General features: G+C 72.2%; 19 protein-coding genes. 7 read left to right on the top strand and 12 right to left on the bottom strand.

Going from position 1 to position 24,165, the window contains the following annotated elements; genetic code table 11:
* Window positions 1-28: 28 nt before the first annotated feature.
* Window positions 29-1,072: a heat-inducible transcriptional repressor HrcA gene (gene hrcA / locus ASE25_RS09015; protein ID WP_056824900.1), complete on the bottom strand. Its 1,044-nt coding sequence runs from the start codon at window positions 1,070-1,072 to the stop codon at window positions 29-31.
* Window positions 1,073-1,239: 167 nt separating this feature from the next.
* On the opposite strand from hrcA, the gene ASE25_RS09010 reads away from it, so the two are divergent.
* Entirely contained in the window at window positions 1,240-2,124 is an 885-nt protein-coding gene (locus tag ASE25_RS09010) for a DUF3097 domain-containing protein (RefSeq protein ID WP_235508610.1), read from the top strand.
* Window positions 2,125-2,187: 63 nt separating this feature from the next.
* Here ASE25_RS09010 and ASE25_RS09005 read toward each other — a convergent pair whose 3' ends face one another.
* The 3 genes from ASE25_RS09005 to hemW form a co-directional block, all read right to left on the bottom strand.
* Window positions 2,188-3,906 carry a CHAP domain-containing protein gene (locus ASE25_RS09005; protein WP_056780147.1) on the bottom strand — a complete coding sequence of 573 codons (1,719 nt, stop codon included), beginning with the start codon at window positions 3,904-3,906 and terminating at the stop codon, window positions 2,188-2,190.
* A 141-nt stretch (window positions 3,907-4,047) separates the two neighbouring features.
* Window positions 4,048-5,544 carry an aldehyde dehydrogenase family protein gene (locus tag ASE25_RS09000; RefSeq protein WP_200959034.1) on the bottom strand — a complete coding sequence of 499 codons (1,497 nt, stop codon included), beginning with the start codon at window positions 5,542-5,544 and terminating at the stop codon, window positions 4,048-4,050.
* A 26-nt stretch (window positions 5,545-5,570) separates the two neighbouring features.
* Window positions 5,571-6,806, bottom strand: a complete 1,236-nt coding sequence (gene hemW / locus ASE25_RS08995; protein ID WP_056824899.1) for a radical SAM family heme chaperone HemW — start codon at window positions 6,804-6,806, stop codon at window positions 5,571-5,573.
* A gap of 62 nt (window positions 6,807-6,868) precedes the next feature.
* Here hemW and ASE25_RS08990 point away from each other — a divergent pair, with 62 nt between their 5' ends.
* Entirely contained in the window at window positions 6,869-7,594 is a 726-nt protein-coding gene (locus ASE25_RS08990; protein ID WP_056824896.1) for a peptidylprolyl isomerase, read from the top strand.
* A 6-nt stretch (window positions 7,595-7,600) separates the two neighbouring features.
* On the opposite strand, the gene ASE25_RS08985 is transcribed toward ASE25_RS08990, so the two are convergent.
* Window positions 7,601-9,535, bottom strand: coding sequence for a DUF563 domain-containing protein (locus tag ASE25_RS08985; protein ID WP_157623369.1), 1,935 nt, complete (start codon window positions 9,533-9,535; stop codon window positions 7,601-7,603).
* Window positions 9,536-9,601: 66 nt separating this feature from the next.
* Window positions 9,602-10,852: an MFS transporter gene (locus tag ASE25_RS08980; RefSeq protein WP_162260596.1), complete on the bottom strand. Its 1,251-nt coding sequence runs from the start codon at window positions 10,850-10,852 to the stop codon at window positions 9,602-9,604.
* A 96-nt stretch (window positions 10,853-10,948) separates the two neighbouring features.
* Between ASE25_RS08980 and ASE25_RS08975 the strand changes: the two genes are divergently transcribed.
* On the top strand, window positions 10,949-11,779 hold the full coding sequence (locus tag ASE25_RS08975; RefSeq protein WP_056824885.1) for a tyrosine-protein phosphatase: 831 nt from the start codon (window positions 10,949-10,951) through the stop codon (window positions 11,777-11,779).
* 62 nt (window positions 11,780-11,841) lie between these two features.
* On the opposite strand, the gene lepA is transcribed toward ASE25_RS08975, so the two are convergent.
* Window positions 11,842-13,686, bottom strand: a complete 1,845-nt coding sequence (gene lepA, locus ASE25_RS08970; RefSeq protein ID WP_056824881.1) for a translation elongation factor 4 — start codon at window positions 13,684-13,686, stop codon at window positions 11,842-11,844.
* 199 nt (window positions 13,687-13,885) lie between these two features.
* Between lepA and ASE25_RS08965 the strand changes: the two genes are divergently transcribed.
* Complete coding sequence (locus tag ASE25_RS08965) at window positions 13,886-15,022, top strand: M48 family metallopeptidase (RefSeq protein WP_235508609.1); 1,137 nt, start codon at window positions 13,886-13,888, stop codon at window positions 15,020-15,022.
* A 96-nt stretch (window positions 15,023-15,118) separates the two neighbouring features.
* Here the strand turns inward: ASE25_RS08965 and ASE25_RS08960 are convergent, their stop codons facing one another.
* The gene (locus tag ASE25_RS08960) at window positions 15,119-16,357 is read right to left on the bottom strand and encodes an MFS transporter (protein WP_082620035.1); all 1,239 of its coding nucleotides are present in this window, start codon (window positions 16,355-16,357) and stop codon (window positions 15,119-15,121) included.
* Between the two features lie 125 nt (window positions 16,358-16,482).
* Here ASE25_RS08960 and ASE25_RS08955 point away from each other — a divergent pair, with 125 nt between their 5' ends.
* Window positions 16,483-17,028: a type II toxin-antitoxin system PemK/MazF family toxin gene (locus tag ASE25_RS08955; RefSeq protein ID WP_056780361.1), complete on the top strand. Its 546-nt coding sequence runs from the start codon at window positions 16,483-16,485 to the stop codon at window positions 17,026-17,028.
* Window positions 17,029-17,088: 60 nt separating this feature from the next.
* On the opposite strand, the gene rpsT is transcribed toward ASE25_RS08955, so the two are convergent.
* The 4 genes from rpsT to ASE25_RS08935 form a co-directional block, all read right to left on the bottom strand.
* On the bottom strand, window positions 17,089-17,349 hold the full coding sequence (gene rpsT / locus ASE25_RS08950) for a 30S ribosomal protein S20 (protein WP_020142594.1): 261 nt from the start codon (window positions 17,347-17,349) through the stop codon (window positions 17,089-17,091).
* Window positions 17,350-17,575: 226 nt separating this feature from the next.
* Window positions 17,576-18,535 carry a DNA polymerase III subunit delta gene (holA, locus tag ASE25_RS08945; RefSeq protein WP_056824878.1) on the bottom strand — a complete coding sequence of 320 codons (960 nt, stop codon included), beginning with the start codon at window positions 18,533-18,535 and terminating at the stop codon, window positions 17,576-17,578.
* A 70-nt stretch (window positions 18,536-18,605) separates the two neighbouring features.
* Window positions 18,606-20,846, bottom strand: a complete 2,241-nt coding sequence (locus ASE25_RS08940) for an ATP-dependent DNA helicase (RefSeq protein ID WP_056824875.1) — start codon at window positions 20,844-20,846, stop codon at window positions 18,606-18,608.
* 124 nt (window positions 20,847-20,970) lie between these two features.
* A complete protein-coding gene (locus ASE25_RS08935; RefSeq protein ID WP_056824872.1) occupies window positions 20,971-21,645 on the bottom strand; it encodes a TetR family transcriptional regulator in 675 nt (224 codons plus the stop codon).
* 83 nt (window positions 21,646-21,728) lie between these two features.
* On the opposite strand from ASE25_RS08935, the gene ASE25_RS08930 reads away from it, so the two are divergent.
* The gene (locus tag ASE25_RS08930) at window positions 21,729-22,322 is read left to right on the top strand and encodes a TIGR03086 family metal-binding protein (RefSeq protein ID WP_056780180.1); all 594 of its coding nucleotides are present in this window, start codon (window positions 21,729-21,731) and stop codon (window positions 22,320-22,322) included.
* Window positions 22,323-22,438: 116 nt separating this feature from the next.
* Window positions 22,439-24,142 (top strand): formate--tetrahydrofolate ligase, encoded by a 1,704-nt coding sequence (locus ASE25_RS08925; RefSeq protein WP_056824869.1) that lies wholly within the window; start codon window positions 22,439-22,441, stop codon window positions 24,140-24,142.
* Window positions 24,143-24,165 lie beyond the last annotated feature (23 nt).

Below are 24,165 nucleotides of genomic sequence, written 5' to 3'. Positions count from 1 at the left end.
GCGGACTGGCCGCTGTGCTGCAGGTGGGTCAGGTGGCCTGGTTCTCGTCGAGGATCTCGGAGACGTAGCGCGCGACGGCGCGGACCGAGGCCATCGTCGTGGGGTAGTCCATGCGGGTCGGGCCCAGCACTCCGAGGCTCGCGACGCGCTCGGCACCGGAGCCATAGCCCATCGACACGAGGGACGTAGACTGGAGCCCGGTCACGGGGTTCTCGGACCCGATGCGCACGGAGACGAGGTCGGGGTCGTCGCCGAGCTGGCCGAGCAGGCGCAGCAGCGTCACGTGCTCCTCGAGGGCCTCGAGGATCGGGCCGATGGTGCGGGGGAAGTCGGTGCCGGCGCGTGCGAGGTTGGCCTGACCGGCGAGGACGACGCGCTCCTCACGCTCCTCGACGAGGGCGTCGCCGAGGGCGGACACCACGGCCTCCATGGCGGCACGGTCGGCCTCGTCGGCCTCGTCGACGAGGCGCCGAAGGCGGGTCGCGGCCACGGTGAACGGCACGCCGGCCGCCACCTCGTTGATGCGCGCGCGGATCGTGGCGACCAGCGCCTCGCCCGTGCCGTCGGAGAGCACGCGGCCCGTGTCGACGACGCGCTGCTCGACGCGCCCGGTGTTGACGATGAGCACGATCATCAGGTGCGAGGACCCCATCGGCACGAGCTCGATGTGGCGCACGGTCGACCGCGTGAGCGAGGGGTACTGCACGACGGCGACCTGACGGGTCAGGCTCGCGAGCAGGCGCACGGTGCGGTCGACGACGTCGTCGAGGTCGACGGCGCCCTCGAGGAACTGGCCGATGGCCCGGCGCTCGCCCGACCCGAGGGGCTTGACGGCGCTCAGGCGGTCGACGAAGACGCGGTAACCGGCGTCGGTGGGCACGCGCCCGGCCGACGTGTGCGGCGCGTGGATCAGGCCCTCCTCCTCGAGCAGGGCCATGTCGTTGCGCACGGTCGCGGCGCTGACGCCGAGGTGGTGGCGCTCGACGAGGGCCCGGCTCCCCACGGGCTCGGAGGTCTGGACGTAGTCCTGCACGATCGCGCGCAGCACCATCAGCCTGCGGTCCTCGCTCATCGCGTCCCCTCCTTCACGGGTCTGGCACTCTCGATCGACGAGTGCCAAGTCTACGTCGTGCCTCGCGGATCTCCGATTTCATCCAACCGTATGCCGTCGGGGCAGCTCCGACCCCGCCCGCGTGGCGGCTGCGTCCGGGTCCACCAAGCGGCATACCCTCCCTAGTCGTGTCCCCCAACGATCGCTACGGATCCGACGTGCTCAGCGGCGACTGGCGTGCCCCGCGCCGCGGCCGGTCGACCCCGACCCCGGCCGAGCCCGACCTCGTCGTCGAGGAGGTCGAGACCGGCTGGGTCGGCGCCGTCGTGCGGGTCGAGAAGGCCGGCGGCATGCACGTCGTCCACCTCGAGGACCGCCGCGGGCGCACCAAGGCCTTCCCCCTCGGCCCGGGCTTCCTCGTCGACGGCGCCCCGGTGACACTCACTCCCCCGCAGGCCGCCGCCGGCGCTGCCCTCGCCGACGCCCGCCGGGCCGCGTCCCGGACCGCGAGCGGCTCGGTCGCCGTCGAGGGAGCGCGAGCGCGCGTCGCGAGCGGGTCGCGGATCTACGTCGAGGGTCGTCACGACGCCGAGCTCGTCGAGAAGGTCTGGGGCGACGACCTGCGCGTCGAGGGCGTCGTCGTCGAGCTCATGGACGGCGTCGACGACCTCGCCGGCATCATCTCCGAGTTCCAGCCGGGACCCGGTCGGCGCCTCGGCGTGCTCGTCGACCACCTCGTCCCCGGCACCAAGGAGGCCCGCATCGTCGCGCAGGCCCAGGCGCTCCCGGGCCTGTCCCAGCACGTGCGCATCCTCGGCCACCCCTACGTCGACGTCTGGCAGTCCGTGCGCCCGGAACGGCTCGGCTGGCAGCAGTGGCCGGTCATCCCGCGCGGGACGTCGTGGAAGCACGGCATCTGCGCCGAGCTCGGGTGGGCCCACGCGAGCCAGGCCGACATCGCCAACGCGTGGAAGCGGATCCTCGGCACGGTGCGCACCTACGCCGACCTCGAGCCGACGCTGCTCGCGAGCGTCGAGGAGCTCATCGACTTCGTCACCGAGCCCGGCGCCTGAGGGGCGACGGGCGCCCGGGACGCCGTGGCGGGCAGGGCGCCCAGGTCGCCCAGGTCCCCCAGGTCACTTCTTGAGGTAGCCCTGGACGTCGACGACGAGGTAGGACGCCGCGCTCGTGTGCACCGTGATCGCCCCGTCGGCGCCGACGGGGACGACGACGGCGTTGACCCGGGCGCGGCCCGAGGCCACGGTGACGTTCGCGGGGGTCGGTCGGGTCGTGCCCGAGGCGTACGCCGTCACGGCGGTCGTCGCCGTCGGCGCGATGGGCGTCAGGGTGATCGACACGGCCGCCACCCCGACGGTGGGCACCCCGGCCCGGCCGAGGACGGGCACCGAGACGGTCGAGCCCGCCGCGACGCGCCCCGTCGGGGCACCGAGCCCGATGCGCGTGTCGAGCACTCGTGACGGGGCGAGCGCGACGTGGTCACCGCCCGTCCTGAACCAGCCGACCACGTCGACGAGCAGGTCGGTCTCGGCCGTGGACTGGATGGTCACCTTGCCGCCGGTGCCGATCCGCGACACGACGACGCCCGTCATGGCGGCGTCCGCGTCGTAGCGCACGTGCGCGGTCGTCGGCCGGGTCGTCCCCGTCGGGTATGCCGTCAGCCAGCCGCCCGCGCTGGGCGCGGCCGCCGAGACGGCGAGGACGACGGCCGACGCCCCCGTGCTCGGGACGATGCCGGCGCCGGCCACCGGCAGGTCGACGCTGCCGTTCGCGGGCACGCGCACCTGGGCGGTGCCGAGACCGGTGCGCGTGTCGAGGACACGGGCCGGCGTGACGGAGACGAGGTGCCCCGTCGTGGGGTACCACCCGACGACCTCCGCGACGAGGTGCGCCGCCGCCGAGGTGTAGAGCCGGACCTTGCCGTCGGTGCCGAGCCGGGCCGGGACGAGCTCGCTGATCGTGCCGGCGGCCGGGTAGGTGACGCTGCGGGAGCCGGGCCGGGTCACACCGGACGGGTAGCTCGTGAGGTAGCCGGCCGCGGCGGGCGCGGTGACCGTCACGTTGAGGAACGCGGTGCCGACCCCGCCGCTCGGGACGCCGCCTCGGCCGCTGACCTGCAGGCCGATCGACGTGCCGGCCGCGACCTTGGCGGCCGGAGCCCCGAGGCCGGTGCGGGTGTCGAGCAGCCGGGTGGGGGTCACGGGGCGGTAGACGTCGGTGTCGACGACCGTCGCGCCCTGGTCCTTGAGGTGGATGAAGCCGTTGGGCCACTTGCCGCCGGCCCGGGTGACCTTGCGCCACTTGAAGTCGCCACCCCAGTTGTCCTCGGACACGAGGATCTCGTCGGCCGACACCACCTTCTCGACGTAGGCGACGTGTCCAGTCGAGGAGAAGGAGGTGTTCCACCAGGCGACCGAGCCGACGGCAGGGTCGTCGTTGGTCTGGCTCGGGAAGGCCGGACCCCAGTTGTAGGCGTTGCCGGACAAGGTGGCGGGCTTGGTGTTGGGCAGGCCGTTCTTCACGAGGCGGTAGGCGACGTAGTTCGTGCAGTTGTGCCCCGTCGACTGGCGCCAGTAGCTCGTGGCGCTGTTGTCCTTGTAGCCCGAGTTCGGGTAGCCGGCCGCCTGGCACGGGTCGTAGCCGGTGCACAGCACGATCCACTCGGCGGAGCGGGCCGGTCCCGCCCGACCGACCGTCCCGACGGCGCCGAGCAGGAGCGCGACCAGCGCGAGGAGCACGGCGCCGGTGCGCGTCCGTGCGGGACGGCACCCCCGAGCGGCGGCGGTGCCGGGCCCGGAGAGACGTGGCTCGGCCATGGGGTCGCGCTCGAGTGGCATCGGTGTCTCCCGTGGTCGCCGTGGGTGCTCTCGGCAATCTAGGACAATCGGACCACACGATCACTGGTTTCCCAGAAATCCCATGCGACACGCGAGAGATCTACGTGACCTCGGACCACTCCTGTGTTAATGACACGGCTGTCATTTGTGCTGCTGCGGCTCCGAGCGGTCCCCGCGTCGCCGGCGGCCGGGGACGGCGAGGCGGGCGATGACCTGCTCCTTGAGCGAGGTGAAGGGCGGTCGCACCCAGACCGTGGTGTCGGGCCTGGCGGGCAGCGTGAGCACGGCCTTGTCGTGCGAGAAGAGCGCGACGGACCGCTCGCCGTGGTACGCGCCCATGCCGCTGGGCCCCACCCCACCGAAGGGCAGGCCGGGGACGGCGAGGTGCGCGAGGGGGATGTTGAAGCCGAGCGCGCCGGACGAGGTGTCGCGCACGAAGCGCTGACGCACCTCGTCGGAGCTCGTGAAGACGTAGAGCGCCAGCGGCTTGTCACGGCGGTTGACGACGTCGATCGCCGCGTCGAGCCCGTCGACGGCGACGAGAGGCAGGACGGGCCCGAAGATCTCCTCACGCATGACGAGCTCACGCGGGTCGTCCGCGTCGTCGACCTCGACCAGAGTCGGCTCGAGGTAGCGCGTGGACGCGTCGGACCGACCGCCGGCAACGACCCTGGCCGGGTCGACGAGAGCGGTGAGCCGCTCGAAGTGGCGCGCGTTGACGATCCGGCCGTAGTCGGCCGATGCCGACGGGTCGTCACCGAACGCCTCTCGGATCGCTTGCCTGAGAAGGGGTTTGAGGGCATCGAGCGTCGAGCGGCTCGCGAGCACGTAGTCGGGCGCCACGCACGTCTGGCCGGCATTGGTGAACTTGCCCCAGACGAGCCGCCGGGCGGTCACCTCGAGGTCGGCATCGTCGGCCACGTAGGCCGGGGACTTGCCCCCGAGCTCGAGCGTCACCGGCGTCAGGTGACGGGCGGCTGCCTCGAGGACGACCCGGCCGACGACTCCGTTGCCGGTGTAGAAGATGTGGTCGAAACGCTCGGCGAGCAGGGCGGTCGTCTCCGGGACCGCACCCTCGACGACGTGGACTGCCGCGGCGTCGAGCTTCAGGGGCAACAGGCGTGCGAGCACCCGCGAGGTGGCGGGGGCGACCTCGCTCGGCTTGAGGACGACGGCGTTGCCGGCGGCGAGCGCGCCCACGAGCGGGGCGAGGCACAGCTGGACCGGGTAGTTCCACGGCGCGATGACGAGGACGACACCGAGCGGCTCCCGCACGACCTTGGCCCGGCCGGGTGCGAGCGAGAGCGGCACCGGCACGCGGCGCGGGGCGGTCCACGACCGAAGGTGTCGCAGCGTGTGGTCGATCTCGCGGACGACGAAGCCGGTCTCGGTGACCCAGGCCTCGGTGGCGCTCTTGCCGAGGTCGGCGTGCAGCGCCTCGGCGAGCTCGTCCTCGTGGTCGACGAGCAGCGAGCGCAGGGCCCGCAGCTGGGCGACGCGCCACTCCCGGGGCTTGGTGACCCCGTCGTCGAAGGCGCGTCGGGCCGCGGCGACGACCTCCGCGGCGTGGGACACCGCTCCGCGGCTCGCGTGGGAGTCCGCCGCGTCACCGGTGGTCGTCGACAGGGTCTCGCTCATCGGGGGCCTTCCTCGTCGAGGGCTCCTCAGGAGGCGAGGAGCCGGTGCACCACCGTGTCCGCGAGCAGGCGCCCGCGCCGGGTCAGGACGAGACGCGAGTCCCGCAGGACGGCCGTGCCGTCGAGCAGTCCGTCGGCGATGAGGCCGGCCACGGCGGTGCGACCCGATCCTCGCAGATCGGAGACCGGCAGTCCCTCGACGAGGCGTGTGCCGAGCAGCACACGCTCGTCGTAGCGCTGGTCGTCGGTGAGCATCTCGCGCGCCTGGGCGGGCGACTCCCCCGCACCCAGCCGGGCGGCATACGCACTGGGGTGCTTGACGTTCCACCAGCGGAGGCCGCCGACGTGGCTGTGGGCGCCCGGCCCGACGCCCCACCAGTTCGTCCCCGACCAGTAGGCGACGTTGTGGCGGCACCGGGTCCGCTCCGAGCGCGCCCAGTTGCTCACCTCGTACCACCCGAACCCGGCGGCGGAGAGCAGCTCGTCGGCGAGCTCGTACTTGTCGGCCTCGTCGTCGTCCTCCGGCGCGGGCACGAGCCCGCGGCGCACCTGGGCCGCGAGCTTGGTGCCGTCCTCGACGACGAGCGCGTAGGCCGAGATGTGGTCGGGCTCGAGGGCGACGGCGGTCTCGAGGCTGCGTCGCCAGTCCTCGAGCGACTCCCCCGGCGTGCCGTAGATGAGATCGACGCTGACCTGCATCCCGGCCGCCTTCGTGGCGGCGACGGCTCGCGCGACGTTGTCGGGGTCGTGGGTGCGCTCGAGCGTGCGGAGCACGTGGGGCACCGCCGACTGCATCCCGACGGAGACGCGCGTGAAGCCGCCCTCGGCGAGCTCCCGGAGCGAGTCGGGCGTCACGGAGTCGGGGTTGGCCTCGGTCGTGACCTCCGCGTCGGGGGCCAGTCCGAACCGCGTGCGTATGCCGTCCAGCACCGTCACGAGGTCGGCGGACCTCAGCATCGTGGGAGTGCCACCACCGACGAACACCGTTGACACCGCGGGCGCTTCGTCGCCCAGGACCGAACGGGCGAGGTCGAGCTCTCGCAGGGCCGCGTCGGCGTACGTGTCGATGCCGATGCTCGCGCCCGGGCCGCCGAGCTCGGTCAGCGTGTAGGTGTTGAAGTCGCAGTAGCCGCAGCGGACCGTGCAGAACGGCACGTGCACGTAGATGCCGAGGTCGGTGCCCGGGAGGTCGGCCAGGGCCGCGGCGGGCAGCTCACCCGTGCTGGGAGCGGGGTCGCCGTCGGGGAGGGCTGAGGGCGGCATACGTCCATTGTCCCAGCCCGGAAGGCATGTCCCGTCCACTCCGCCGGTCGTACGCTGCCCCCATGCCCGAGGCGCCGTCGTCGCGACGCAGGAACGTGCGGTTCCTCGCGACGGTCGCGCTGGTCGTCGCCGCACTGGCGGTCGCGCTGTACGTCGCCGTCGTCGCACTGCGCGGCGGGGAGCCGGCATCCGGGCCCGCCGCGGACGGCGTCTCGTGCACGGCTCCCCCGCTACCGCCCTCGGCGTTCCCGACCTTCACGGCAGCTCCGGACGCGTCCGTGGCAGCGGGCTCGAGCTGGATCGCCGACGTCCGCTCGACGTGTGGCGACCTGACGTTCCGCCTCGACGGGAGGCGCGCCCCCAGGAGCGTCGCATCGTTCGTCACGCTGGCCCGGGCGGGCTACTGGACCGACAGCGTCTGCCACCGGCTCACCACGGACCCGGCGCCGACCGCCTTTCTCCAGTGCGGTGACCCGTCAGGACGCAGCACGGCCGAGCCCGGCTACGACCTGCCTCTCGAGAACGTGCCCGCGGATCGGACCTACCGGGTCGGCGACGTCGGGCTGGCCCGGGGGGACGGCTTCCCCGGGACCGCCGGTGAGTTCTTCGTCGTCCACCGCGACTTCACGGTGCCGGCCGGGGCACCGGTCTACTCCCTCATCGGCAGGGTGACGTCGGGGCAGGAGGTCGTGCAGCACATCGCGGGGCTCGGCGGCGAGGACTTCCGGTCGGACGGGCCCCCCTTCACCTCGATCAGCGTGCTCTCCGTCGGAGTGCACGCCGGTTGAACTCCCTCAGCCGCGCCGTCGGGACAGCGGCCCGAGGGAGTCTGCGCGGTCGAGCCGCTCGGCGAGGAAGCGACCCTCGTCGTCGAGGTCGAAGGTGAAGCTCGACGCGAACGCCTGCTGGGTCCATGAGCCCTCGGGGTGCTCGAGGTCCGACCGGCTGCGCACCGCCGTGAGGTCGTGACCGCGCAGGGCCGAGATGAGGTACTCGTTGCGGGCCGTGTAGGCATCGGGTCCGAGCGCGAAGACGCGCTTGGGCGTCCGGCAGAAGGCCAGCGAGAAGAGGCCGCTGCCGGCGAAGCCTGCGATCGTCCCGGCGGCGCGGAAGAGGGCCACCTGCTCGGCGAGCGGGTGGTCCTCGGGGTGGACGACCTCGAAGCCTCGATCGACGAAGAACGCCTCCACCTCGGCGACGTTGTGGCACGAGCGCTTGAGGGAGGGCCGACGGGAGACGAAGATCCGGCGAGGGCGCTCGCGCTTCTCGGCCGAGGCGACGACGTGGTCCCCGACGCGGTCCCAGATGGCCGCCATGGAGGGGTGGACGAAGCGCGGCAGCGAGAACATGCCCGTCGAGGTGTAGAGCCGCTCGGGTCGGCAGGGGGCCGTGAAGACGTGGATGTCGTCGGGCGTGATCCCGAACGCACCGAGGATGTCGATCTCGAAGGGCGCGAGGACGGCCGGCTCCCGGTCGTGCTGGAGCGTCAGGAGCACCTTGACGTCGGGTTCGAGCTCGCGGACCCGCTCCCAGGCCCACATCCGGCTCAGCTGCTCGGTCATGAGGTGACCGAAGTGCCCCGGCCACTCGGAGTCGAGGTGGAACCAGGCACCGGGCAGCTCGTCGGGGGCGCTGATGTCCCGCCGCACCGTCCCGAACCGGGGCGCGCCCTCGACGACGTAGACGTTGGCGATCCGTTCCATCCAGCTCTGGCGGAACGTCTCGGGAAAGAGGATGTCGTCTCGCGTCACGATCTGCCCGCGCGAGCACGTCGGGGCGTCGTAGCGCCGCAGGACCATCTCGGGTACGGCGAGGCGGGACTGGACGTAGGGGTCGGCCTCCCGGTTGACGTCGTAGGCGCACGTCGCGGTCCACGTCACCGGCGGCAGGGCATCGAGCCGCTCCCCGAGCTCCGGCCGCCCTGCGAGGACGGCGTCGACCTCCTCCTCGCGCAGCTTCGGGGCGACGCGCACGCCGTTGACGACCCGGAGCACCTTGCTGTGGACGTGGACCTGCTCGAGCGAGCGCCCGAGCCCCTCGACGTCCCGGTAGGAAGGCGCCTCGACCCGGTCGTCGTGGAAGTCGCGGGTGCGTGCCTCCAGCGCTGCGGCCACGAGGCCCCACAGGTCGCCGGCATAGGCAGCCTCGGGCGGCAGGTTCTCGTTGGGCAGGGCGTCGTCGACCGCGATCCGGGTGCCGCCGTCCGATGCCGTCAGCGACGCGGAGAGACGCTGCAGGAGCAGAGCCTCCGGGCCCGGAGTGGCGGCGGAGTCCTCGACCGGGTGCGGGACGAGCCGGCGGGCGACGTACTCGCCGCCCCGGCGCAGGTGCATGAAGACCCGCTGGAAGAGCAGTGCCTGGTCGTTGCCGTCCTCGTCGGACGCGTCGACGACGAGGTCGAAGGGTCCTTCGACGGTGAGCCGCGCATGCGTCGTCGAGGCGTTGTCGGGCAGCTGCACCGTCGACACGCGCAGGCCCGGCCACTGGCCCGCGAGGATGGTCGACCACGGTGCGGCGTCAGGGCCGCCCACGACGAGCACGGCGCTGTCCGTGCGCCCCTGCAGGGCGTCGACGACGACCTCCATGGCGGCGAGGTGCGGCCGCACGTCGGCCCACCGCTGCTGGTCGGCGCGCCGGACCAGCTCGCTCGCCGGGTGCACCGCCGGCTCCCCCACGGCGGGGTCGGCGGCATCACCGTCCGTGGGTCGCGTGGCTGGCACAGGGGACATCCAAGCACGCCCTCGCCACCGGGAGCGTCAGGACGGGACGGTTGCCGGAGAGCTCACAGGCCGCGCTCAGCCCGAGTGCGTCGTGACGCCGTAGCGGCCCCGGGAGGCCAGCGCCCAGCGGGCCGCGGGCACCGACACGAGCGCGATGACGACCATGAAGGCCGCGAGGACCAGCCAGCCGGTCTCGCCGAGGTCGACACAGAGGTAGGTGACGACCGGCGGCGCAACGACCGCGAGGACGCTGAACCCGAGGCCGGCGAAGCCTTGGTACTGACCCTGCCGCTCGTGCGGCGCGAGGCCCATCTGCAGTCCCCACTGCCCACCCGAGCCGATCATCTCGCCGACGACGTGCACGAGGGAGCCGGCGACCAGGGCGGCGACGGCGAGCCACGTCGACCCCCTGTCGGCGAGGGCGACGATCGCGAAGCCTCCGGCGATCCACCACGCCCCACGCACGAGCGCCCGGGCGCCGGCCACGACGGAGTCGGCGCGACGTGACAGCCGGACCTGGAAGAGCGCGACGGCTGCGGTGTTGATGACGAGCAGGACGGCCACCATGACCGTGGGCGCGGCCGTGTGGGCCGAGACGTAGAGCGCGAGGCCGAGCTCCATGACGAAGAAGTGGAGGGAGAAGAGCCCGGTGATGACGGTGATGACGACGTAGGGCCAGTCGCGGATGACCGCGAGCCGCGGCTCGCCGACGGCACGCGCGTGCGGGGCGATGTCGGGCAGCCGCGTCGAGTTCCAGGCGGCGAACCCCGTGAAGACGGCGTTGAGGACGAAGACGGTGACGTAGGCCCACCGCTCGTCGATGATGAGCGCCGCACCACCGAAGACCGACCCTAGGCCGAGCGCCGTGTTCGTGACGGCCCGGAGGTAGGCCTTGAAGAGCACTCCCCGACCACCGGTGGCGAGCTGGGCGATGACGCCCTGGTTGACCGCGCCCGCACCCCGTTCGAAGAACGCGAGGACGCCGAGCAGGAGCGCCAGCATCGACGGGGTCGTGGCCAGGACCGGCGGCGCGCTGAAGACGGCCGCGCCGACCATGAACGCCGTGAGCACCCGGCGCGGGCCGCGCGTGTCGCCGAGGTGCCCGGCCGGCACCTGGACGACGATGCCGACCACCGCCGACACCGACATCGCGAGCGCCACCTCGGTGGCGCTGAAGCCGACCTGGCGGGTGAAGTAGAGGGCGCTCGTCGTGAGGACGGCGCCGGCGCCGAACCGGTTGGCGAACGACCCCAGCGCGAGGATGCGCAGGTCGCGGTCCACCGGGATGCCCCGCCGGGTCAGCGGTTGGGTCGTCGTCGACGTCATGACACTCTCCTCGTCCCACATTTCTCTCGACGTCAAGATATCTGGCGGTGGGCACATCGGTGCAAGTCGTTATCGACCGTCGCATATGGTGCTGGGGTGTACAGCCCCAACTGGATCGAGCTCGACGGCGTCGTCAACATGCGTGACCTGGGAGGCATGGTGACAGCCGGTGGCGACACCGTCCGACCGCGCCGGCTGCTGCGCTCCGACAACCTCCAGGACCTCACCCCCGGCTCCGTCGACGCCCTCGTCAACCGCTACGGCGTCAGTGACGTCGTGGACCTGCGCACCGACGTCGAGGTCGCCAAGGAGGGCGACGGCCCGCTCCGCGCGCTGGACGGCATACGACACCACCACCACACGCTCTACCGCGAGGACACGACCGAGTCGGGCATCCCGGCCGCGGAGCGCGCTCTCCCCTGGGAGACCGATGAGCGCCGCGACGCCGCGGCGGCCGACGCCGCCGAGCGCAACGGCGGCCACCGCCCGAGCCACGACCAGTTCTGGTCGGAGCACTACCTCAGCTACCTCGCGAGCCGCCCCGACTCGGTGGTCGCGGCGCTGCATGCCATCGCCTCCAGCCAGGGCGCGGCCATCGTGCACTGCGCCGCCGGCAAGGACCGCACCGGCACGGTCGTGGGACTCGCGCTCAAGGTCGTGGGCGTGCCCGACGACCTCGTCGTGGCCGACTACGCGGCGTCGGCCGAGCGCGTCGCCGCGATCATGGACCGGCTGCGCGCCAAGGAGGCGTACGCCGCGAACCTCAAGGACAAGACGGTGGCGCAGCAGTCGCCGACCACCGACACGATGCGCCTGCTGCTCGCCACGCTCGACGAGCGCTACGGCGGCCCGCTGGGCTGGCTCGACTCCCAGGGCTGGACGGCGGCCGACACGGAGCGCCTGCGCCGCAAGCTCCTCGAGGCCTGAGCCGCCACGGCCCATGGCGTTGGGGCGACAGCCCGACGGCACCACAGAGGCTGCGGCTGTGGCTACTTCTTCTTGTCGCCCTTGTCGCCGTCGCTCGACAGCGCAGCGACGAAGGCCTCCTGCGGCACCTCGACCCGTCCGACCATCTTCATGCGCTTCTTGCCCTCCTTCTGCTTCTCGAGGAGCTTGCGCTTGCGGCTGATGTCGCCGCCGTAGCACTTGGCGAGCACGTCCTTGCGGATGGCGCGGATGTTCTCGCGGGCGATGATCCGCGAGCCGATGGCGGCCTGGATCGGGACCTCGAACTGCTGGCGGGGAATGAGGTCCTTGAGCTTGCTCGCCATCATGACGCCGTAGGCGTAGGCCTTGTCCTTGTGGACGATGGCCGAGAAGGCGTCGACGGTCTCGCCCTGGAGCAGGATCTCGACCTTGACGAGGTCGGCGACCTGCTCGCCGTCGGGCTCGTAGTCGAGCGAGGCGTGGCCGCGGGTGCGCGACTTCAGCTGGTCGAAGAAGTCGAAGACGATCTCGGCGAGCGGAAGCGTGTAGCGCATCTCGACGCGGTCCTCGGAGAGGTAGTCCATGCCGCGCAGGTTGCCGCGCTTCTGCTGGCACAGCTCCATGATCGCGCCGACGAACTCCGACGGCGCGAGGATCGTGGCGCGCACGACCGGCTCGCTCACCTCGCGGATCTTGCCGTCGGGGTACTCGCTCGGGTTGGTCACGTGCACGGCCTTGCCGTCGTCCATCGTGACGTCGTAGACGACGTTGGGCTGGGTCGAGATGAGGTCGAGGTCGAACTCGCGCTCGAGCCGCTCGCGGACGATCTCGAGGTGCAGCAGCCCGAGGAAGCCGACGCGGAAGCCGAACCCGAGAGCCGCGGACGTCTCGGGCTCGTAGACGAGCGCGGCGTCGTTGAGCTTCAGCTTGTCGAGGGCGTCGCGCAGGTCGGGGTAGTCGGACCCGTCGATGGGATAGAGGCCGGAGAAGACCATCGGCTTCGGGTCGCGGTAGCCGCCGAGGTCCTTCGTCGCCGGCTTGCTGGCGTTGGTCACCGTGTCGCCGACGCGCGACTGGCGCACGTCCTTGACGCCGGTGATGAGGTAGCCGACCTCGCCGACGCCGAGACCCTTGCCGGGCACCGGCTCGGGGCTGATGACGCCGATCTCGAGCAGCTCGTGGGTCGCCCGGGTCGACATCATGACGATCTTCTCGCGCGGGCTGAGGTTGCCGTCGACGACGCGGACGTAGGTCACGACACCGCGGTAGGTGTCGTAGACCGAGTCGAAGATCATGGCGCGCGCCGGGGCGTCGGGGTCGCCGACGGGGGCAGGCAGCGTGCGGACGATCTTGTCGAGGAGTGGCTCGACGCCCTCGCCGGTCTTGCCCGAGACCCTGAGGCAGTCCTCGGGCTCGCAGCCGATGAGCTTGGCCAGCTCCTCGGCGTACTTCTCTGGCTGGGCCGCCGGCAGGTCGATCTTGTTGAGGACCGGGATGATCGAGAGGTCGTTCTCCATCGCGAGGTAGAGGTTCGCGAGGGTCTGTGCCTCGATGCCCTGGGCGGCGTCCACGAGGAGCACCGCACCCTCGCAGGCGGCCAGCGACCGTGACACCTCGTAGGTGAAGTCGACGTGCCCCGGGGTGTCGATCATGTTGAGGGCGTACGTCGTGTCGTCGAGCTCCCACGGCATGCGCACGGCCTGGCTCTTGATCGTGATGCCGCGCTCGCGCTCGATGTCCATCCGGTCGAGGTACTGCGCGCGCATCGCGCGCGCGTCGACGACGCCGGTCAGCTGCAGCATGCGGTCGGCCAGCGTGGACTTGCCGTGGTCGATGTGCGCGATGATGCAGAAGTTGCGGATCAGGTCCGGCGGCGTTGCGTTGGGTGCCAACGCGGATCGGGCCATGGGCGACACGTGGGACGAACCTCGCAGAGTCAGGGTGACGGGGATGGTGCTGGTCGGTGGGCGGGCGGCGCTCGAGTCAATCGAGCCGCTCGGAGTGCCCCCGCAGCCCCCACAGTCTCCCATGCTTTGGGGATCTGCCGCTCACGCCCTCGTGGCCCGCGCCGACCACCGACCCGAGACGTGACGCACAATGGCGGCCATGCGCGCCCAACCCATGCAGGTCCTGCCCGTGGCCCCCGGGTCGCACGTGCCGCTGCGCCGTCACGTGCGGCACCCGCGGGAGATCCTGACGCTCGTCGTCGCGATCATCGCCTCGCTGCTCCTGCTCCTGGCCGCCTTCGCAGAGGTGTCGGCCGCCATCGACGAGCAGCGCACACCGGACGTCTACGCGCTGGCGCTCGTGTTCGCCCCGCTGCTCGTCTGGTTCGCGCGCGGGCAGCTGTGGGCGCAGCAGCGGCTCACCGGCATCAAGCTGACCCCCGAGCAGTTCCCCGAGGCGTACGCGATGCTCGTCGACGCCGCGAGCCGCTCTGGCCTCTCCTACGTGCCCGACGCGTACGTCGTGCTCGGCAACGGTGTCATCAACGCGGCGGCGTCCGGCCACGGCTTCCGACGGTTCGTGTTCGTCAACAGCGACCTCCTCGAGGTCGGTGGAGCAGCACGCGAGCCCGACGCGCTCCGGTTCGTCATCGCCCACGAGGTCGGGCACATCGCCGCGGGTCACGTCAGCTACTGGCGCATCCTCGGCACGTTCGCCTCCCAGTGGATCCCGCTCGTCGGGTCGACGCTGAGCCGGGCCCAGGAGTACACCGCGGACAACTACGGCCACGCTCTCGCACCGCAGGGTGCCCGGTCGGCGATGGCGACGCTCGCCGGAGGCAAGTACCTCGGCCGGTCGGTCGACGTCGACGCGATGGCCGACCGCGCCGTCACCGAGCCCGGCTTCTTCGTGTGGGTGACCAACGCCGCTGCGAGCCACCCGGTGCTGCTGTGGCGCATGCACGCCCTCCGCGACCGACGCCGTCCGGGGCGGCTGCTCTGGCGCCCGAGGGAGCCGTGGCTGTGGGGCACTCCCGCGGCGCCCGGCGCCTACGCCCTGCCCGCCATGGTCGGCTTCTCGCCGACGCCGCTGCCCGAGGTGCTGTCCACCCGGCAGGTGGCCGATCGCGTCCCCGTCGACGCCGTGGCCAACACCGCGTCGGGGGCCCTGTCCAGCGCCGTGCCGTATGCCGTGCCCGCCGTGGTGAGTGAGGGCGCGGACGCGGCCCCGGAACCTCGTCGCGACCCGACCGACCAGCCGGAGCCGGTCCGTGACGACGACCGCTGGCGCCCCTGACCCGTCGGGCGAGCGTCCCGGCCGCAGTCGAGCTGGGCGCTTCGTCCCAGTCGAGTGAGCGCCCCGTCCCAGTCGAGTGAGCGCCCCGTCCCGCCGTCAGGCGTTCGTCGTGGCCGACACGGCGGCAGCGTGCTCGACCTGACGCCCGGAGCCGGTGGCAGCAGCACTCGCGCGGCGCTCGAGCACCGCTGACAGCACCGCCACGCCGACACCGAGCACGGCGAGACCGGCACCGACGAGGCTCGGCGCGCCGTAGCCCCAGCCCGCCGCGAGCACGATCGAGCCGAGCCAGGCGCCGAGGGCGTTCGCGGTGTTGAGCGTCGAGTGGTTGAGCGCGGCCGCGAGCGACTGCCCCTCGTGCGCGACGTCCATGAGGCGCGTCTGGAGCAGCGGCACGACGATCGAGGGCAGCAGGCCCAGGACGAAGACCATGACGACCGCGAGCCAGAGGATCTGGGCGGCCCACCCGAAGAGGGCGAGGAGCACGGCGATGGCCGCGAGCGCCCCGATGATCCCCTTGAGCACGCCGACCCGGTTGGCGACCCGGCCGGCGAGCACCATGCCGACGACCATGCCGACGCCGTAGGCCGCGAGGACCCACGGGATGTAGCGCTCGTCGAGCCCGGCGAGCTCGGTCATGGTCGGGGTGATGAAGGAGTACATCGCGAACATGCCGCCGAAGCCGACGACGCCGATGAGGAGCGCGAGCCAGACCTGAGGCCGGCGCAGCGCCTGCATCTCGGCCCGCATCGACTCCTCACCGCTCGGCGGCTGGTGCGGCAGGAAGACCGCGATGGCCGCGACGGTCAGGGCGGCGATGACGCCGACGAGGACGTAGGGCAGGTGCCACGAGAAGCGCTGCCCGAGCAGGGTCGCGAGCGGCACGCCGACGACGTTGGCGACACCGAGGCCACCGAGGATGGCGGCGACGGCCGCCGTGCGGCGCCGGTGCGACACGAGGGACGCGGCGACGACCGAGCCGATGCCGAAGAAGGCACCGTGCGGCATACCCGCGAGGAAGCGGGCAGCCATGACGGTCGGGTACGTGTTCGCCGCGAGGACGGCGAGGTGCGCGACGGCGAAGAAGGCCATGAGCCCCATGAGCAGACCCTTGCGCGGCGCCTTGGCGAACGCGATGGCGATGAGCGGCGCACCGACCACGACGCCTAGGGCGTAGGCGGAGACGTAGTGACCGGCGGTGGCGATGCCGACCCCCGTCCCGTCGGCGATCTGCGGCAGCAGGCCCATCGTCACGAACTCCGTCGTGCCGATGGCGAACCCACCGACGGCGATGGCGAGGATGGCGAGGGTCGTGCGGCGTGCTGCGGGACTCACAGGGCTCTCCGGGTTCGGTCGTTCGTCGGCATCCACGATGGTGGCGGCGGGCATGAGTGGTGCGGATCGCCGTCGACCCGGTCTCGGACCCCAACGGTAACGGTGCCGCGGCTACGGTGATTCCCATGCCCAGCACCTTCGAACGCCTGGTCGGTCGCCTGCGCGGCCTCGTGCGAGCCTCGCCCTCAACGACGCGCACCCGTTCGTCCGCGCCCAGCGCGCCGCAGCGTCCGGCTGCCACCTCGACTCCGTCCGCCACCGCGAGGCCCTACCCCGGCGACGCGACGACCTTGCCGGACACCACGTATGCGCCGCGACCGGACGGCCGCCCCGATCCCGGCGAGATCGTCTGGACCTGGGTGCCCTACGAGGAGGACCACAGGCAGGGCAAGGACCGGCCGGTGCTCGTCATCGGGCGCGAGGGCGACTGGCTCGTCGCACTGCCCCTGACGAGCAAGGACCACGACCGCGACGAGCAGCAGGAACGACGCTCGGGCCGCGAGTGGGTCGACGTCGGCACCGGCGCGTGGGACGGCCGAGGGCGCCCGAGCGAGGTCCGGGTCAACCGGCTCGTCCGGGTCGACCCCGACGGCGTGCGCCGCGAGGGTGCCGTGCTCCCCCGCGACCGCTACGACGAGGTCGTGGCCGCTGCGCGCGCCCACCACGGCTGAGACGCAGATCGGGCCCGCCACCACGAGGTGACGGGCCCGTTCAGACGAGAGGGTGGTGCGTCAGAGCGACGCGACCTTCTTCGCCAGCGCCGACTTCTTGTTGGCAGCCTGGTTCTGGTGGATGACACCCTTGCTGACAGCCTTGTCGAGCTTCTTCGAGGCGGTCTTGAGGGCCTCGGCAGCAGCGTCCTTGTCGCCGGAGGCCGTGGCCTCGCGGACCTTGCGGACCCACGTGCGAAGCTCGCTCTTGACGGCCTTGTTGCGCTCGGTGCGCGTCGCGTTCGTCTTGATGCGCTTGAGCTGCGACTTGATGTTTGCCACGTTGATGGTTTCTTTCGTTCGGTCGGATGGTTGCCGTTAGAGGGCGGCAAAGCTGCTCGGGACCGGGCGTGGGGACACCCTGCGTGAGCGGCTCTGGATGGTGCATGCATGCGCGCACGACCTGAGCGCGCACGCAAGGGTCAAAGTTACCAGCGGGCGGGGCGCTCGACCAAACCGGAGGTATGCCGTCCGGCGCGGTCCGCGCGGTCGTCCGGTGAGCTCGACCTCAGCGGGCCGCTCGCGCCCGGGAGATGGTCAGGATCGCCCGCTCGACGGCGTACACGCGGTCGCGGCCGCCGCCCTTGACCTCGAAGTCCGCGGCTGCCACCGCCTCCACGGCGACGGCGAGCCCGTCCGCGGTCCAGTGGCCGACGGCGCGGCGGGCCTTGTCGATCTGCCACGGGGCCATGCCGAGGCTCTTGGCGAGCTGGGCCGAGCTGCCCCGGCCGGCCGCGCCGACCTTGATGAGCTGACGCAGCTGCGAGGCGATGACGGCGACGATCGGGACCGGGTCGACCCCGGTGGCGATGGCGTGTCGGAGCAGGCGCAGCGCCTCCCCGGAGTGCCCGGCGATCGTCGCGTCGGCGACCCGGAAGCCCGTGGCCTCGACCTTGCCCCCGTGGTAGGTGTCGACGACGGCGTCGTCGATCGTGCCCTCGGTGTCGGAGACGAGCTGGGAGCAGGCCGCGGCGAGCTCGCGGACGTCCTTGCCCACGGCCTCGATGAGGGCCCGCACGCCCTCGCTCGTGATCTTGCGCCGGGCCGCTGAGAACTCCTTCATGACGAAGTCGGTCTTGTCGCGGTCGGTCTTGATGGCCGGGCACTCGATGACGCGGGCCCCGGCCTTCTTCATCGTGTCGAGGACCTTCTTGCCCTTCATCCCTCCCCCGTGCGCGACGACGAGGCCGACGTCGGGGTCGGGCGCCGCGAGGAGCGCGAGCAGGTCGAGCTGGAGCTCGTCGGGCGACTCATGGAGGTCGCGCACGACGATCGTCTTGGCGCCGCCGAAGAGCGAGGGGCTGGCGTGCATCTGGAGGGCGCCGGACTCGTAGGTCGCGGCCTCGATGCGGATGACCTCGACGTCGGCCTCCTTGGCGCCGGCGAGGACGCCGGCGACGGCCCGCTCGACGAGGACGCCCTCGGGGCCGGTCACGAGCACGAAGGGAAGGATGGCCGGGTCGGTCATGGCCGCAACTCTGCCATGCGACGGCGACACCGCGGGACGCCCGGGATCCCGGCAAGCCCGCTGACGCGTGTCAGTCGAAGAGGGCGCCCGACGTGATGGTCAGCCCGAGCTGCTCGACGCGAGCGGCGATCGTCTCCTCGGGCAGCTCGAAGTGGTCGACGAGCTCGTCGAGCTGCATGCCGGTCTCTGCTGCGTCGCGCAGCTCCTCGTCCTGCTCGTCGGTCCACGCGTGCCCGGACGTCACCGCGCTGCGCGAGGAGACCGGAGCCGGCGGGGCCACCGCGACCGGCCTCGGGTGCTCCGTGCCGTCGGCGTCGGACCGGGCCCCGGTGAGCGACCGCAGGGCCGGCTCCTCGACGGCGACGGGCGGCGGCGCCATGGCGTCGAGCCGGGCCAGCGCGGAGAGCACCATCTTCCTGTCGGTCGTCGGGTAGAAGGGGGGCAGCGAACGCTGGAGGAAGCCGGCATACCTCGCCGTCATCATCCGGGAGTCGAGGAAGGCCACGACGCCGCGGTCGTCGGCACGGCGCACGAGACGTCCGGCGCCCTGGGCCAGGCGCAGCGCGGCGTGGGTCGCCGAGACGGCCATGAAGCCGTTGCCGCCCATCCGCGCGATCGCCTGCGACCGGGCGGAGGCGAGCGGGTCGTCGGGTCGCGGGAACGGGATGCGGTCGATGATGACGAGCTGGCACGACGAGCCCGGCACGTCGACGCCCTGCCACAGGGTGAGCGTGCCGAAGAGACAGGTGCGAGGGTCGCGCGCGAACTGGCGCACGAGGGTCGTGATCTGGTCCTCGCCCTGGCAGAGGACCGGGATGTCGTCGCCGAACCGCGCGCGCATGACCTCGGCGGCCGTCTGGGCCGCCCGCATCGACGAGAAGAGACCGAGGGTGCGGCCTCCGGCAGCACGCACGAGCTCCTCGATCTCGTCCAGCGTGTCGTCGCCGGCGCCGTCACGGCCGGGCGGCGGCAGGTGGGCGGCGACGTAGGCGATGGCCTGCTTCGGGTAGTCGAAGGGGCTGCCGACGTCGAGGCCCTGCCACGTGGGAGCGCCCTCGCCGCGCAGCCCGATCGTGCCGGCCACCGCGTCGAACGTGCCGCCGAGCTCGAGCGTCGCGGACGTGAGGACGACGGTGCGCGCCTCGAAGACCTTGTCGCGCACGAGCATCGCGACGCTCATCGGCGCGACGCGCAGGACCGGCCCGCGGCGCTGGTCGCGATTGAGCCAGACGACGTCGAGCTCGCGCTCCTCGAGGATCCGCTCGGCGTTCTCGTGGATCTCGTCCACGGCGGCACGGGCCACCTGGCGGGCGCCGTCGGCCTCCTGGCCGGGCGGTGGCTTGAGGTCGCTCTGGACGGTGCGGGCCGTGTCACGCACCCGGGCGAGCGCGAGGCCGACGGAGTCGGGGATGCCGAGCATCCGCCCCTCCTCGAGCGGCTCGAGCGCCTGGGCGAGCATCTCCCCCGCCTCGTCCATGGCGGCGGTGTTGTCGGACATGCGACCGGCCTTCTTCGCAGCCGTCATGACCATGGTGCCGGTCAGCTCGTCGGTGATCGTCGCGGTGACGCGGTCGACGAGCTCGTGGGCCTCGTCGACGACGAGCACGTCGTGCTCGGGCAGCATCTGCCGGCCCTCGAAGGAGTCGATGGCCATGAAGGAGTGGTTGGTGACGATGACGTCGACGTCCTTGGCGGCCTCGCGGGCGCGCTCGACGAAGCACTCGGCGACGAGCGGGCACTTGCCGCCCATGCACTCGTGCGCCGACACCGAGACCTGCCGCCACGCGCGCTCCGAGACGCCGGGCACGAGCTCGTCGCGGTCACCGGAGTCGGTCGTGCTCGCCCACTCGCGCAGCCGGACGACCTCCTGGCCGAGACGGCCGACGGCGGCGTCGACCTGCCCGACCGACAGCAGTCCGTCCTCGTCGTCGGGGAAGCCACCCTCGAGCTTGTTGAGGCACACGTAGTTGCGCCGCCCCTTGACGAGGGCGTAGGTCGGTCGTCGCCCGAGCACCGGCGCGAGCGCATCGGCGACCCGCGGCATGTCGCGGTCGACGATCTGTGCCTGCAGCGCCAGGGTCGCGGTCGCGACGACTGCCGGCTTGCCCGCCTCGAAGGCGTGTGCGACGGCGGGCACGAGGTAGGCGAGCGACTTGCCGGTGCCGGTCCCGGCCTGCACGAGCAGGTGCTCGCCGCCGTCGATGGCGTGAGCGACGGCCTTGGCCATCTCGACCTGCCCGGGGCGCTCGACACCGCCGACCCCCGACACCGCGGCGTGGAGGAGGTCGTCGAGCGCGGGTCGCTGAGGCATTGGATCAGCGTATGCCGCAGGGCCGACTCGCCGTGCCACCCGTCCCCCGCGTCGCGTGACCCGCGGTCCGGTCCGCGCGCAGGGGCTGTGGCGCGGAGGCGCGGAGGCTCGGAGGCTCGGAGGCTCAGTGACTCCGTGCCCAGCGTTCGCCGAGCTCGGTGCCCGTCGGCGCGGTGGCGTCGAGCGTCGAGGGCTCTGGCGTGCACAAGGCGTCGAGCTGCAGGCCGAGGTAGCGGCGCCGGAGGGCGACGGTCCGCTCGGGGTCGTCGACGCGTACGGCGGTCAGCTGCTCGAGCAGCATGGGGACGTCAGCTGCCTCGACGTCGCGGCGCAGGCGACCGGTGGCCTGCGCCCGCTGCACGAGAGTGTCGACGAGGTCGCCGCCGCGGACGGCGAGGTCGCGCAGCTCGACCGTCGACCGGAACGTGCCGGCCAGCCGGACGGTCAGGGCGTGGACGTCGGCCTCGACCACGTCGGCGAGGAAGGCCTCGAAGGCTGACCACGCGTCACGGTCGTCGGCGAGCGCCCGCTCGGCCAGCTCGACGAAACGGCGTAGCCCGTCGCCGCACACCCGCTGCAGCAGCTCGTCCCGGCCGGCATAGCGACGGTAGAGACCACCGACACCGACTCCGGCCGCCTGCGCGACCGCGGCCATCGAGGCCTCCGGATCGCGCAGCAGCACCTCCCGCGCCGCCTCGACGATGGCAGCGTCGTTGCGCGCCGCCTCCGCCTGGCGACCGCGTCGCGGGCGGTCCCGCGCGTCGTCGGCGTCGGGCTCCCCTGGCGTGCGGCTCGGCATGGACCGACCGTACCACTTGAACGGAACGCACCATTCCGTTAATGTCTATACGGAACGAACCATTCCGATAGAGAGGCACCCCGATGGACACGACGCAGACCGCCTGGACGATCCTCGACGCGGCGCACGCGGCCCTGCGCGACACCGTGACCGCGGTGCGCACCGACGAGTGGGACGGCCCCACCCCGTGCTCCGACTGGACCGTGGCGCAGGTGCTCCAGCACGCAGCCGGCGACCAGCAGGCCTACGCCGCGTTGCTCGGCGAGGGCGACTTCCCGGCATACGACCCCTTCTCCCCCACGGGCACGCTGGAGACGAGCGCGCTCGAGCTGCTCGACCCGCCGCTCAGGGCATCCCGCCTTGCCTTCTCGCGCGTCGGCGCGGACGACCCCGCGGTCGCCGTGCCGCTCCCGCAGGCACGGCTGGTCGCTCCGGTCGCCGTGGGCGCGGCCGCGCTGGACGCAGCGGTGCACGCCTGGGACATCGCGGTCGCGACCGGCCAGCCGTCCCCCATGGACGCCGGGCTCGCCGCGCAGCTGTACGCCGTGGCTGTCGAGATCGTCGAGCCCCTGCGCGGATTCGCCTATGCCGCAGCACTGCCCGGCGTCCAGGGTGATGCCGTCGACCGGCTGCTGCGCTACCTCGGACGAGACCCCAGCTGGTCCCCGACGCGCTGAGCCGCAGCCGTCCGTCTCCGACCGTCCGTCCGGACGTGCCGGCCTGGGACGGACGTCACGCCACCGACTGCGCCGATCTCGTTGTGCCGAGGCAGGTCCGGGGGTTGTATCGAGGTATGAGCGCACCCCTGCCCACCGACCTCGACATCGCGAACGCGGCGACCCTGCGTCCGCTCGCCGACGTCGCCGCCGACCTCGGCGTCACGTCCGACCACCTCGAGCCGTGGGGGCGTGACGTCGCGAAGATCGACCTCGCCGTCCTCGACGAGCCACCCCACCAGCCCGACGCGAAGTACGTCGTCGTCACCGCGATCACGCCGACGCCGCTCGGCGAGGGCAAGACGACGACCTCCGTCGGGCTCGCCCAGGCGCTGCAGCGGCTCGACAAGCGTGCCGTCGTCGCGCTGCGCCAGCCCTCGATGGGTCCGACGTTCGGGATCAAGGGCGGTGCGGCCGGCGGCGGCTACAGCCAGGTCGTCCCCATGGAGCGGCTCAACCTGCACCTGACGGGTGACTTCCACGCCGTCACGTCGGCCCACAACCTGCTCGCCGCGATGATCGACAACCACCTGCACCACGGCAACGCGCTCGGCCTCGACGTCCGCAACATCACGTGGCGCCGGGTGCTCGACGTCAACGACCGGGCCCTGCGCAACGTCGTCATCGGGCTCGGTGCACGTCAGGACGGCGTGGCCCGCGAGACGGGGTTCGACATCACGGCCGCGAGCGAGGTCATGGTGCTGCTCACCCTCGCGACCTCGCTGCGCGACCTGCGCGAGCGCCTCGGCCGGATCGTCGTCGGCTACACGACCGAGGGGAAGGGCGTCAGCGCCGAGGACCTGCACGCCGCCGGAGCGATGACGGCGATCCTCGCGGACGCCCTCAAGCCCAACCTGCTCCAGACGCTCGAGGGCGGGCCGGCCATCATCCACTGCGGGCCGTTCGGCAACATCGCGACGGGCACGTCGTCCGTCACGGCCGACCTCATCGCCATGCGCGGCAGCGACTACGCCATCACCGAGGCCGGCTTCGGGGCCGACATGGGAGCCGAGCGCTTCTTCGACGTCAAGTGCCGGGTCAGCGGGCTCAGGCCCGACGTCGCCGTGATCGTGGCGACGGTCCGCGCGCTCAAGACCCATTCGGGGAGGTATGCCGTCAAGGCCGGAAAGCCCCTGCCCGCGGGCCTGCTCAAGGAGAGTCCCAAGGACGTCGAGGCCGGGTTGGCCAACCTTCGCAAGCACGTCGAGATCGTGCGTCGCTTCGGCGTGCAGCCCGTCATCGCGATCAACGCGTTCCCCGACGACCACGACTCCGAGCACGCCGTCATCCGCCGCTTCTGCAACAGCCTCGGGGTCCGCTCAGCGGTGACCCGTCACGTCGCCGAGGGCGGGGCGGGAGCGCTGGAGCTCGCCCAGGTCGTCATCGAGGCCGCGCACGAGCCGACGAGCTTCGAGTTCCTCTATCCCCTCGACCTGCCGCTCGAGCAGAAGATCGAGGCCATCGCCACACAGATCTACGGCGCCGACGGGATCGACGTCAGCCCGGCGGCGGCCAAGGCGCTCAAGGACTACGAACGGCTCGGCTACGGCGGGCTGCCCGTGGTCATCGCCAAGACGCACCTGTCGATCTCGTCCGACCCCTCGCTGCGCGGAGCCCCACGCGGGTGGCGGATGCCGGTGCGCGAGGTCCGGGCAGCGGTCGGGGCCGGCTACGTCTACGCGATCTGCGGAGACATGCGGACCATGCCGGGCCTGCCGACCTCCCCCAACGCCGAACGCATCGACATCGACGAGAACGGTTCCGTCACCGGCCTGTCCTGACCCCGGTAGGCCTCCTCACGACC

The sequence above is a fragment of the Terrabacter sp. Root85 genome (assembly GCF_001429185.1).
Taxonomy (GTDB): domain Bacteria; phylum Actinomycetota; class Actinomycetes; order Actinomycetales; family Dermatophilaceae; genus Terrabacter.
Note: the sequence above shows the minus strand (reverse complement) of the source record. Positions and strands in the feature narration are given on the sequence as shown.